Genomic DNA, 12,105 nt, shown 5'->3' with positions numbered 1-12,105 from the left:
GAGTTGAATTGGGGAGTACATGATGTTTTTACAATTGACAAGTATGGAGAAAATATTCTAGGTTCTCGCAAAGCTATCCCTAAAATACTTCAGTTATTTCAAAAATATGAAATTCATGCTACGTGGGCCATTGTGGGAATGATTCATTGTAAAGATAAAAAAGAACTACTAACTTGCTTGGAAAGTATAGAAGTTCCATATGAAAATGAAGCTTTATCAGCAAAACATAACCTACCGAATGTCGGTGAAGATGAACAAGTAGATTTATATCATTATGGAAATTCACTTATTAATAAAATTAAAGAAATGCCAAACCAAGAGATTGGCTCACATACTTTCAGTCATTATTATTGTCTTGAAAAAGGGCAAAAAATCGAGCATTTCGAAAAGGATCTACAGGCAGTAGTTAATTTGAATGAAGGAATTTCTTCGTTAGTATTTCCGAGAAATCAAGTTAATTTAGCGTATCTAGAGCTATGTGATGAATATGGTATAACCGCTTATCGAGGAAATGAAGATAGCTGGATATACGGCCCATACATTAAAGAAATGAATACAGCTATAAAACGAATTTTTCGATTAGCAGATCATTATATAAATATTACAGGTCATCATAGCTATAAATTGGAGAAAGTTAGCACTCAGCCGATTATTAATGTACCATCTAGCCGTTTTTTAAGACCATATAGCCCTAAATTGCGATTTTTAGAGAGACTTCGATTACAACGTATTAAAAAGAGCTTAACGGAAGCAGCTAAAAACAATGAGTATTATCATTTATGGTGGCACCCACATAATTTTGGAAAGAACACCGAAAAAAATCTTCAGTTTCTTGAGGAAATATTACAGCATGTTGAATATTTAAAGGGGAAATATAATTTCCAAAGCATGCATATGAGAGATATCGTTAATTTGATTAATTCGAATAAGAAAAATTAAAAGTCCGGAGAGAACAGGCAATTTCTCTTTGGACTTTGTTTTATTTATTCAGCACAATCTGTAGCCCAATGAGCAGCTGTTTGATGATTAACGACTTCAAGCTTTCCTTCAATTGCTTCTTACATATCCGTATCTACAAATTTTTGTCTATCTATTTTATCCCACCCGTTTTTTGTTTTCTAAATAAAGTACGGCACTTCAGTTCAACCAGTTTATGGAACTTGCTGATTGTAATTAACTTTGTTGTTAGTTGATTTATTTACATTAAATTTATTTATTGACATTAATTTCATGTTGTTATATAGTTAGTTACACAAGTAACTAACCGACTAACTAAATTCAACTCACAAGAGGGGGAGATACTTTGAAATTAGATGTAAACAGTGAAGTACCAATTTTTCAACAAGTGGCAGAAATCATTTCTAATGAAATATTGAATAACAATATTTTAGAAGGACAGCAAGTACCTTCCACAAATGAAATTGCGGAATTTTATCAGATAAACCCAGCGACCGCGAGGAAAGGGTTAAATATACTAGTTGAGGATGAGATTTTATATAAGCGAAGGGGAATAGGTATGTTTGTAAAAGAAGGGGCTACTAGGAAAATTTTACAACAACGAAAGAATGAATTTACCCATGTTTTTTTAAAGCCATTATTAGAAGAAGCGAGACGTCTAGGGATTTCGATTGATGAGGTAAAGAAACTTATTGATAAACAGGGGGAATGAAAATGACTGTTGTTCAAATGAAAAATGTCTCAAAGAAAATAAAAAATCACATGATTTTAGATAATTTAAATTTTGATTTTGAAGAAAATCAAATTGTTGGTTTTTTAGGTAAAAATGGCTCTGGCAAAACATCACTGATGAAAATCATCGCTGGTGAGTGGTCGTCGACTTCAGGTCAAGTATATGTAAATGATCAAAAACCGTTTAATAACAAAAAAGTATTAGCGAAGGTTTGTTTTATTCAAGAAGGTAATAACTTCCCTGTTGATATGAAAATTTCTAAGTTACTTAAGTTATGTAGGAATTTTTATCCGAACTGGAATCAGGAAGTGGCTGAATCTCTTTTAGAACTATTCGATTTAGATCGTACGAAGAAGATTAAGGAACTGTCAAAAGGGATGGAATCCGCAGTCGGCGTGATGGTAGGTATTTCAAGTCGATGTGAAATAACTATTTTCGATGAGCCTTACATCGGTATGGATGCGAATGCACGAAAGAAATTTTATCAATATCTTCTTAATGATTATATAGAGGTTCCGCGCACAATTATTTTCTCAACGCACTTAATTGACGAAGTAAGTTCCTTATTTCAAAAAGTATACGTTATTAATAAAGGCAGACTACTTTTAGATATCCAAACGGATGAGCTGAAAGAGAAAGTTTATGCGATTACAGGTCCGACTAAAGAAATCGAGGAAATAAAAAATAAATTCACCATTTTGGAAGAAAAGCATTTTATGGGGAATGGAGAAATTATTGTCTTCGATCAATCGGAAAAAGAACATGTAATGCCAGAAAACTGTAAGAGAAATGCGTTGAATATGCAGGACATTATTGTTCATGTAACTGAGAAAGGGGAACAAATACTATGAATCGGATACTTTCAGCTAAAAGTATATTGGAAGTAAGAAACATAAAAACACAAAGTATCTTCTGGGGATTCTTATTATTATTTCTAACACTTAGTCTTGTTCTTACAGTAACTGTAAATGATTTTACAACACAATTTACAAACAGTGTGGCAATTTACATTTTTATGGCAATCTCTAGCTATGTATTAATAGGTAAAAATTTTAATTATTGTATCCATTTTGGTTTAACACGGGGCGAGTTTATGACAGCAAGTATTTTGAGTCGTGTTCAAAATGTTATTGTGATGGCGCTTATTAACATCATCATTTTAGTCTCTGTAAATCAAATATTAACTTCGTTTAGCATCGAACACTTTAATATCTTTAGTTGGAGTAGCATTTTTACGGATCACTCATTAATTGTTACTAATATGTGGATCGATTTCTGTGTCGGAATTTTAGTTAGTAGCGCAGCAATGCTGAGTGGTGCATTGTATTACAAATGGGGATTAGTAGGGCCAATTAGTGTCATAGTGGTGTTAATTTTAGCAACCTCATTACCTTTTATTCGCAGCAACTTGTTTGATTTCTTCGAAAGAGTATATAGCGAGCAAGCTCTTGCTTCTTTTGGCTGGTTATTGATTGTTTCCATCGTTTTATGGGCATGTACGTATTTATTATTGAATAGAGTAGATTTAAAAAGAGAATAGTCGATTACTAAATGTATAAGAAATGAAAAAACATAAGTAGTAAATGTTGATATAAGGAAATCTAGAAGGTTCGTCTTAGAAACGTATACTCTGGCAATCTATTATCATAAGATGAACGGATTGAGGAAATTTAGCCGAGAAGGGAAATAGCGATATGAATAAAAAAATCGTCTTTAAAATTGTTGGTTTGGAATTACTATTAATGTTCTTCTATACGTTAAATGGCGCCTTTGTAACGATTACAGAACCCACCAGTCCATATTTACAATTTGTTATGCTGGCTCCATTAGCAATCATTCTTTTCCTATATATATCATTCAAAAAGAAATGGCGTCAATACTTCTTTATGAAAGTTCAATTTAATAAAGAAAGTCTACTACTATATGTTCCACTTATTCTCGTATTGTGTATCATTCTATTTAGCACTAACGGTTTAAATTTTGAATCTGTTCCTAACCTAATTGCTATGTTTCTTATGCAGTTATTAATCGTCGCTTTTATCGAAGAAACAGTTTTTAGAGGAATGATGTTGCGAATATTATCAGCAAAGGGTACTTTTACAGCAGTTTGGATTTCAAGTATTCTTTTCGGTGTGACACACTCATTACAGTTATTAGGTGGCCAATCAGTTGAAGATACGATTATTCAAATTTTGTATGCACTTGTTGTAGGATTAGTGTTAGCGTTGCTTGTAATGGATGGGCAGTCGATTATCATTACGATGTTGTTCCACGGCTTTAATAACTTTTTCAACTTTATGGGAAATGTCGAAAGCTCGATCACTTCAGCATATATCATCTTTTTCGTATTATTAGTATATTCAATTTTCCTATGGAAACGAGTAAAGAATAAGGGGAAAACATATTCTTCAGTTCCTTTAGGATCTTTAACCAAATAAATGAAATGCCAAGACTACAATGTGTAGCTCTTGGCATTTTTATTTGAAGCGTTTTATAATAACGATGGTCATCAATATCAAAATAATAATTCCAGCGACGAAAGGGAAAAAGAGCTTGTTCTGTAACGTGTCGAGTACAGTGGACTGTTGTTCATGCCTCATTAATGCCTTCAAAAACTGGTCATCCTTTACTTGAACAGCAATTGCTTGCTCTGTACTTATCCCTTTAATAGAGAAGTACTTAGTTCCTTTTTTATAAGTATTCGAAAAGTTTCCACTAAGTTGTTCCATATCTGAATAACTCGTGACATGTCCAATTTCTTTGTCTATTTCAGTGATAAGTTCATCCGTTACTTCATAAACGTAGCCATCCCAAGTAACGAGTGAATATACCCATTTAGTAGCAGAGGAATGATTAGGTAAGGTCATAAAACAAATGAAAATCAAGAAAGCAATAATCTGTTTGCATTTCAAGAAAATTCCTCATTTAAGGATTTTTCCTAGTTTAACATAATATAATATGAAAATTAGTACAAAATGAAGAAAACTTGGTTATATTTTTAATAAGAATTAAAGAGATAAGGGGGCTTTTAAATGGGAAGATCCAAAGAATTAGTAATGCGGGAAATTCCACAATCCGAAATTGGTCAGTCGATTGAATTATTAAACTATGTGTTTCAAATTTCCTTATCTATTAATAAGGATCGATTATTTGTAAATGCTAAAAGTAAACAGTTCGATGAGGGACTAGCTCTTGGTTGGTTTGATCGAGAGCAACTTGTTGCACAAGTATTAAATTTACCATTTCAAGTGAATATACATGGAACAATTTATGATATGAGTGGCATGACAGCAGTTGGTACTTATCCGGAATATTCAAGCCATGGTTTGATGCATACACTAATGGTTGAGAGTATGAAAAGGATGCGTAAAGAAGGGCGTTATATAGCCTACCTATTCCCTTATTCCATTCCTTATTATCGTAAAAAGGGATTTGAAATTATGAGCGACATTCTAGAATATCAAGTGAAAGATACGCAACTACCTTTTTATAGAAATATTCCTGGGCAAGTTAGACGTATGAAGGATGACTTTTCAGATCTACGTGATGTATACAACAGGTATGCTCGAAATACGCATGGTGCGATGAAAAGAAATGCTATAGCTTGGAATGAGAAATTCCAAGAATCGTATTGGGAAGAGAAATTTGAAGGTAGCGATACGAAATTACAAGCTGCCGTGTATTATGATGATGACGGTTTAGCGCTTGGATATATGTTCTATCGCATTATGGAAGAGGATTTTTATATTGATGAGCTTGTATATTTGAAGGAAGTCGCCCGTAAAGCATTGTGGAACTTTGTACACGCCCATCGTTCGATGATTTATCATGTCTATGGCAAAACTTCTGGCAATGATGCTATAGCTTTCTTAATGGAGGATAGTGAAATCAAGCAAAATGTTTCCCCATACTTCATGGCAAGAATTATTGATGTCCAAAAGTTTCTTGAGCGTTTTCCTTTTGCAAGATCGAACTTCCACATTCGTATAGCTTTAACGGACACCCTCCTAGAATGGAACCATGGAACATTTGAAATTACTGTTCAATCTGGAGAAGTAACGATCGAAAAGGTGAGTAATGAGCTTGAGTCAAATACTGTACAAATGACGATTCAAACGTTTGTCACGATGTTCTTAGGGTATAAACGTCCAACGTATTTGCATAGTATAGAAAGATTAAAAGGTGATGCTGCATCTGTTGACTTACTTGAAGCGATTTTACCAAATGCGGTACCAAGTTTTATCGATTATTTCTAGTAACTTAGAATAGACAATATAAGCTGAATTTTGTATAGTAAATATAACTAAAAACGAAAGGGTGACCCAATTACATGAAGTACTAATCCTATTTTTTCGAAAGCTAAGAATGAATTGTATTTTAAATCAGATGAAATACTCTGTTTTTTCAAAATGCCTTCATTCCAGTGTTTTCAGAATAGGATTGTTATTCATGTGTTGGACAATAAAGAGATGCCTCTTTTTGCTGTGCACCCATGCCTCCTATTCTGATTGTAATAGGGGGCATTTTTTTGCCCCGATACATGAGGGGAGAGATTTTTTATGATGTTATTAGAAGCAAATGAATTGCAGTATTCAATTAAGGATAGAGAAGTTTTAAATATTGAAAAGTTACAAATCAATGACTATGACCGTATTGGTTTAATCGGTAAAAATGGCTCTGGAAAAACGACATTGCTTGAAGTTTTAGCGGGATTGAAAGAACCCGAGAGCGGATATGTGAAAGCTTATAGTCCGTTAGAACTTGTACCACAGTTAAAGGAATCGACATCTGCTAAGAGTGGTGGGGAAGTTACAAAGGCATATATACAAGGCGCACTAGCAAAGGGGACCCGTCTACTAATAACTGATGAACCTACAACGCATTTAGACACGCATCACGTGGAGTGGCTTGAAGGAGAATTACTAAAAAGAGGTGGAGCATTACTAATCGTATCCCATGACCGTGCATTTCTAGATGCAGTTTGTACGAAAATTTGGGAGCTCGAAGACGGCAGATTAAAAGAATATAAAGGGAATTATTCCGACTATACTGAGCAAAAGAAAATTGAGATAAAACAGCAAGAAGCATCCTACGAAAAATATACAACTAGGAAAAAACAGTTAGAGGAAGCCTTAGTTTTAAAAGAAAAGAAAGCAGCGAGAGCAGCAAAAGTACCAAAATCAGTAAGTAAATTGGAAGCATCTAAAACAAAACCCTATTTTGCGAAAAAACAAAAGAAATTACAAAAAACAGCGAAAGCAATTGAAACAAGACTAGAGCAATTAGAAAAAGTGGAGAAAGTAAAAAATCCAGTTGCGATTAAAATGGATTTACCAAACGCTGAAACAGTGAAAGGTAAAATCATAATACGAGTAGAAGATGTTGAAGGTCGTGTAGGAGAGCGATTGCTTTGGAGAAAAAGTAGTTTTCAAATACGCGGCGGAGATAAGGTCGCTATTACCGGTAATAATGGTAGTGGAAAAACGACATTGCTAAAGAAAATCGTTGATCAAGAAAAAGGTATTACCATTTCACCTGCAGTGAAACTCGGTTATTTTAGTCAAAACTTAAACGTTTTAAATGTTGAAAAAACTATTTTAGAAAATGTCAGTGAACTATCGATACAAGATGAGACATTTATTAGAACCGTACTGGCAAGACTCCATTTTTATAGAGATGATGTATATAAAAAAGTTGGGGTACTCAGTGGAGGTGAGCGTGTGAAAGTAGCGCTTGCTAAAATTTTCGTTAGCGATGTAAATGCGTTGATATTAGATGAACCGACGAATTTCCTTGATATAGATGCTGTCGAAGCATTTGAATCGCTCCTAAAAGAATACGAAGGAACAATCATCTTTGTATCTCATGATCGACGTTTTGTAGAAAATATTTCTACTCGACAGTTAAAAATTGAAAAGGGAAAACTTCAATTATTTGAAGGGCCGATAAAAGAAAGAGTGCAAACAAAGAAAACGAAAGCACCTGATAACAAGGAAAACGAATTATTAATATTAAATTTAAAGATATCTGAAGTGTTAGGTCGACTTAGTATAGAGCCTACAAAGGAACTTGAAAATGAATTTCAACGACTCATAGAAGAAAAACGTAAATTATAATAGTAGAACCTCAAAAAGGGTGAAAGGTTTTCTTTTTGAGGTTTTATTATATTCTAATGATGTTCGTCATCTATACTGTGAAAAAGTACAATGGATGTGCGGCTACAAAGAGAAATCGAAAATCTATAAGTTCAACAGAAGATGCTACCAGAAATGAATGAGCGCATTATTAATATTAAAAAAATGTTAAAAGAGGTTGAATAAATAAAAAATGGATATACTAAGATTGAAAGAACTTAAGATGATCCAAAATATTCGCAGAAGTTTTCAAATTAGGCGTCATTAAATAGAAGGGTAAGATCTTCATTTCAAATAAATGAAATATTGTGAAAATATTTATAAAAAATACATTTTTTAAATTATTTTCTAAATATTATCATATTTTGAATTCGAATGAAAAGCCCTATTTGACAAGGTTTTTGAGCTATTTGAAAGAAAAAGTGTAATGTGGAATTCTGTTCTTTTGTTTTTTATTCGTTACAAAGCTTGCATATCTCGTAAGTGCATGGTATTATGAAGTTAGTTATTTTTGTTCGGTGCAAAGGGCAGTATAAGTTTGACTTGTCGTCTGGACCATCACTTTGGACAAGGATAGTAATACAATGTGTGGATATCACACTAGGAGGCAACAATAATGGAACAAGGTACAGTAAAATGGTTTAACGCAGAAAAAGGATTTGGATTTATCGAACGCGAAAACGGAGATGACGTATTCGTACACTTCTCAGCAATCCAAAGTGAAGGATTCAAATCTTTAGACGAAGGTCAAAAAGTTACTTTTGACGTTGAGCAAGGCGCACGTGGCGCTCAAGCTGCTAACGTTCAAAAAGCTTAATTTGAACTAGTAGTAGAAAAACCCGACTCTCTTATGAGAGTCGGGTTTTTTACTGTCTTTTTTATTTTCCATAGTGTGGCGAACAATGGTGCATTTACTAGATAGCACATAAACTGATATTACGATGATTAGAGTATGTCTAATTGCTTCAACTCGTTTAGGTATAATACTTCGGGGAAAAGTGAACCATATGGTTAACTCAATATAGTGATCCATCATATTATTTTAACTTCAAATTGAAAAAATTAATTATGAAGGTGGTGAAAAAATGAAGGAATTTTACGCAGATTTACATATTCATATTGGTCGTACTAAAAGTGGCAGACCTGTAAAAATTACTGGTAGTAAAAGATTAACTTTACGACGTATTTTAGAAGCTGCTAGTGAAAGAAAGGGTATTGATCTAATAGGTATTATAGATTGCCAATCTCCAGAGGTTATTGAAGAAATTGAAGAAATGATACTAGAGGGAGAGATGGTGGAGATTGCTGATGGAGGACTACAATTTGGACAATCTACCTTGATACTTGGTTCTGAAATTGAGATTTACGATGAGCATTGCCACGGGCCAATTCATGTCCTTGCTTATTTTCCAACTATTGAAATTATGAAAACTTTTTCGATGTGGATGAGTGGCTATGTGAAGAATATCAATTTAAGTTCTCAACGAGTTTATTGTGATGGTATAACACTTCAAAAGAAAGTCCATTCACTTGGAGGTTTATTTATACCTGCTCATGTGTTTACTCCTTTTAAAAGCTTATACGGTAAAGGTGTAATATCTAGTTTAAGTGAAGTGTTTGATCCATCTATGATAGACGGCATTGAGCTTGGATTAAGCTCCGATACGTATATGGTGAGAGGTATAAAAGAGTTAGAGCAATTTACCTTCTTGACGAATTCAGATGCCCATTCTGTCGGTAAAATTGCGAGAGAATATCAAAAAATGAGACTTGATCATGCAAGTTTTACTGAATTACAAAAAGCGCTTCAAGAAAAAGACGGACGAGCTGTAGTCGCTAATTATGGTTTAAATCCTTTGCTAGGTAAATACCATCAAACAGTTTGTGGTGGTTGTGCTGCAAAAGTGGATGAGGGTTTATCTGAATGCCCAATATGTCACCAGCATAATATCATTAAAGGTGTAGCCACTAGAATAAAAGAGCTTTCTGAAAGTGAAGATAGCGAGCGACCTAGACCGCCCTATATTCATCAAGTTCCGCTAGATTTCATACCAGGACTCGGCCCGAAATCACTAGACCGCTTACTTCTTGCAGTTGGGACAGAAATGAATATTTTGCATAAAGCAACTTATAAAGAGTTAGCAGCAGTGGTACCAGAAAAATTAGTTCGATATATTGACCAATCCCGCAAAGGGAAGTTGTTAATAGAAGTTGGTGGTGGTGGTAAGTATGGCAAAGTACAAAAAGAAGAGTCTTAAGGATTTTCATTGTGAAAAGCTTTCGACGAATGGATTAACCATTTGCCGAAAGCTTTTTTGTTTATTTTACAGCGTTACTTTGACTGATGAGATGTTGATATTCTTCATCGATTAGCGCAATGTCCAATCGCTCAAACAACGGCTCTACATATTGAATAGATGTTGGTAATTCCACTAATTCATGCCACGAGACATTAGTAATTCCAAGCATGTCACGAATTTTCTTTGTCGAGAACGGAATAAAGGGTTCTAGTAATTGTGATAAGTTCGCAATGATATAAACGCACGTTGCAAGAGTGTTCGCACAACCAACTTCATCATCTTTTACTTGTAACCATGGTTGTTGTTCGTCAAAGTATTTATTGGCCGAGCGGATGTAAGAGAAGATTTCTTCAAGTGGTGCTTTAAAATGTCCTTGTTCAATCGCGATAGCTACTTCATCATAGAGTTTTTGCGTTTGAAGTTTGATTGACGTATTTAGTATGCCTTTAGGAATTTGTTTATCGAATGATTTTTCGATAAATTTTAATGTCCTATTAACGAAATTTCCGTATGCACCTAGGAGTTCACTATTATGACTATAAATAAACTCACGCCAAGAAAAGTCTGTGTCGCGATTTTCTGGTGCATTTATCGTCAAGAAATATCGAATTGTATCTGCATCGTATCTTTCAATAATATAGGGTACCCATACTGCCCAGTTTAAACTAGTGGAGAGTTTCCGTTTCTCTAGTGTTAAGTATTCATTTGAAACAATATGTGTAGGCAGGGCAGGGCTATTTAGACCCATTAAAATAGATGGCCAAATGATTGTATGGAAAGGGATATTATCTTTACCATGAACGTAATAAGAGATGGTATCGCTATTCCAGAAATCTTGAACGTTTTTCTGATGCTGTTGGGCCCATTCTAAAGTAGCGGTGTAATACCCTGATACAGCTTCAATCCAAACATATATTTTCTTACCGTCAAAACCGTCTACTGGTACTTCGATTCCGTTTGGTAAATCTCTCGTAACGGCTCTATCTGGTACGCCTTCTGCTAAGTAACGTTCGGATAAATCGATTGCATTTTGGCGCCATGCTTTTTGTTCCTTTGCATTTTGTACATAGTGTTCTAATGCGTTTTGCATCTTACTTAGTGCAAAGTAAAAATGCTCGGTTTCTTTCACGGTAGGGTGATTGCCACATATTTTACATCGTCGATCAATTAAATCGAGTGGATCTAATATTGTTGAGCAATGATCACATTGATCCCCGCGTGCCTTACTACCGCATATTGGACATATACCTTCGACAAAACGGTCTGGCAAAAACTGCTTATCATGTTCACAATAAGTTTGTTCAATTGTTATTTTATATAAAAAGCCGTTATCTAGTAGTTCCAAGAAGATATTCTTAACAGTTTGATGGTGGTGTTCAGCATCCGTACGTGTATATAAATCGTAAGTAAAACCCAGTTTGTTAAAACAGGCTGTAAATTCTTCGTGATATCGATCTGCAATCTCCTTTACAGTAACACCCTCTTGATTTGCTCTGATAGAAATAGGCGTCCCGTTACAGTCGCTACCGGATACATAAAGAACGTTTTCTTTCTTTAATCGATAATATCTAGCTAAAATATCTCCTGGTAATAAAGCAGCAATATGCCCTAAATGTAATGATCCGTTCGCATACGGCCAAGCTCCGCCAATAACAATACTCATTTTAAAAAATCCCTCCTAAAATAAAAAAACCTCGCCCTAATCAAAATTAATTGATCAGGACGAGGATATATACCCGTGTTACCACCTTCATTTGCAAATAGCTTGCACCATTTGCCTTCATCAGTACGCCAATTAGGGATACTGTTGCTGTTATAACGAGTGCCTTTCTCGTCGTAGCCTACTAAATAAATCGTTCGGTACGAAGCTCAGAGGTCATTTTCAAATAGTTAAGTTCACTTCATTTCCACCAACAGAAGCTCTCTAGATAACTTAATTTATTTTACTTTTCCTCATCAACGCGTGTTTCTATATGTTGAA

11 protein-coding genes and 1 other annotated feature are annotated in these 12,105 nt (G+C 34.5%); of the genes, 9 read left to right on the top strand and 2 right to left on the bottom strand.

What is annotated here, in order from left to right; genetic code table 11:
* Positions 1–3 precede the first annotated feature (3 nt).
* The 5 genes from AMD00_RS06030 to AMD00_RS06010 all read left to right on the top strand — a co-directional run bounded on the left by AMD00_RS06030 (position 4) and on the right by AMD00_RS06010 (position 4,128).
* A complete protein-coding gene (locus AMD00_RS06030; protein WP_053416146.1) occupies positions 4–939 on the top strand; it encodes a polysaccharide deacetylase family protein in 936 nt (311 codons plus the stop codon).
* Between the two features lie 364 nt (positions 940–1,303).
* Positions 1,304–1,669, top strand: a complete 366-nt coding sequence (locus AMD00_RS06025) for a GntR family transcriptional regulator (RefSeq protein WP_053416145.1) — start codon at positions 1,304–1,306, stop codon at positions 1,667–1,669.
* Between the two features lie 2 nt (positions 1,670–1,671).
* A complete protein-coding gene (locus AMD00_RS06020) occupies positions 1,672–2,541 on the top strand; it encodes an ABC transporter ATP-binding protein (protein ID WP_053416144.1) in 870 nt (289 codons plus the stop codon).
* Positions 2,538–3,230 carry a hypothetical protein gene (locus tag AMD00_RS06015; RefSeq protein WP_053416143.1) on the top strand — a complete coding sequence of 231 codons (693 nt, stop codon included), beginning with the start codon at positions 2,538–2,540 and terminating at the stop codon, positions 3,228–3,230. The genes AMD00_RS06020 and AMD00_RS06015 overlap by 4 nt, the downstream gene beginning before the upstream one ends.
* A 154-nt stretch (positions 3,231–3,384) precedes the next feature.
* Positions 3,385–4,128 carry a CPBP family intramembrane glutamic endopeptidase gene (locus AMD00_RS06010; protein WP_053416142.1) on the top strand — a complete coding sequence of 248 codons (744 nt, stop codon included), beginning with the start codon at positions 3,385–3,387 and terminating at the stop codon, positions 4,126–4,128.
* Between the two features lie 39 nt (positions 4,129–4,167).
* Here the strand turns inward: AMD00_RS06010 and AMD00_RS06005 are convergent, their stop codons facing one another.
* Complete coding sequence (locus tag AMD00_RS06005; protein ID WP_053416141.1) at positions 4,168–4,602, bottom strand: hypothetical protein; 435 nt, start codon at positions 4,600–4,602, stop codon at positions 4,168–4,170.
* A gap of 120 nt (positions 4,603–4,722) precedes the next feature.
* Between AMD00_RS06005 and AMD00_RS06000 the strand changes: the two genes are divergently transcribed.
* From AMD00_RS06000 to AMD00_RS05985, 4 genes are all read left to right on the top strand, one after another.
* Positions 4,723–5,946, top strand: coding sequence for a GNAT family N-acetyltransferase (locus tag AMD00_RS06000; protein ID WP_053416140.1), 1,224 nt, complete (start codon positions 4,723–4,725; stop codon positions 5,944–5,946).
* Positions 5,947–6,249: 303 nt separating this feature from the next.
* Entirely contained in the window at positions 6,250–7,806 is a 1,557-nt protein-coding gene (locus AMD00_RS05995; RefSeq protein ID WP_053416139.1) for a Vga family ABC-F type ribosomal protection protein, read from the top strand.
* A 634-nt stretch (positions 7,807–8,440) separates the two neighbouring features.
* Entirely contained in the window at positions 8,441–8,641 is a 201-nt protein-coding gene (cspC, locus tag AMD00_RS05990; RefSeq protein WP_010331195.1) for a cold shock protein CspC, read from the top strand.
* Between the two features lie 268 nt (positions 8,642–8,909).
* On the top strand, positions 8,910–10,082 hold the full coding sequence (locus AMD00_RS05985; RefSeq protein ID WP_053416138.1) for an endonuclease Q family protein: 1,173 nt from the start codon (positions 8,910–8,912) through the stop codon (positions 10,080–10,082).
* Positions 10,083–10,143: 61 nt separating this feature from the next.
* On the opposite strand, the gene metG is transcribed toward AMD00_RS05985, so the two are convergent.
* Entirely contained in the window at positions 10,144–11,787 is a 1,644-nt protein-coding gene (gene metG, locus AMD00_RS05980; RefSeq protein WP_053416137.1) for a methionine--tRNA ligase, read from the bottom strand.
* Between the two features lie 52 nt (positions 11,788–11,839).
* Positions 11,840–12,093, bottom strand: a binding site (T-box leader).
* Positions 12,094–12,105 lie beyond the last annotated feature (12 nt).

The sequence above is a fragment of the Viridibacillus arvi genome (assembly GCF_001274945.1).
Classification (GTDB): Bacteria; Bacillota; Bacilli; order Bacillales_A; family Planococcaceae; genus Viridibacillus; species Viridibacillus arvi.
Note: the sequence above shows the minus strand (reverse complement) of the source record. Positions and strands in the feature narration are given on the sequence as shown.

Excerpts from the sequence above, each read along its gene's own strand:
- cspC (WP_010331195.1), top strand. The coding sequence starts at position 8,441 with ATGGAACAAGGTACAGTAAAATGGTTTAACGCAGAAAAAGGATTTGGA.
- AMD00_RS05985 (WP_053416138.1), top strand. The coding sequence starts at position 8,910 with ATGAAGGAATTTTACGCAGATTTACATATTCATATTGGTCGTACTAAA.
- AMD00_RS06000 (WP_053416140.1), top strand. The coding sequence starts at position 4,723 with ATGGGAAGATCCAAAGAATTAGTAATGCGGGAAATTCCACAATCCGAA.
- AMD00_RS06015 (WP_053416143.1), top strand. The coding sequence starts at position 2,538 with ATGAATCGGATACTTTCAGCTAAAAGTATATTGGAAGTAAGAAACATA.
- AMD00_RS05995 (WP_053416139.1), top strand. The coding sequence starts at position 6,250 with ATGATGTTATTAGAAGCAAATGAATTGCAGTATTCAATTAAGGATAGA.
- AMD00_RS06010 (WP_053416142.1), top strand. The coding sequence starts at position 3,385 with ATGAATAAAAAAATCGTCTTTAAAATTGTTGGTTTGGAATTACTATTA.
- AMD00_RS06020 (WP_053416144.1), top strand. The coding sequence starts at position 1,672 with ATGACTGTTGTTCAAATGAAAAATGTCTCAAAGAAAATAAAAAATCAC.
- metG (WP_053416137.1), bottom strand. The coding sequence starts at position 11,787 with ATGAGTATTGTTATTGGCGGAGCTTGGCCGTATGCGAACGGATCATTA.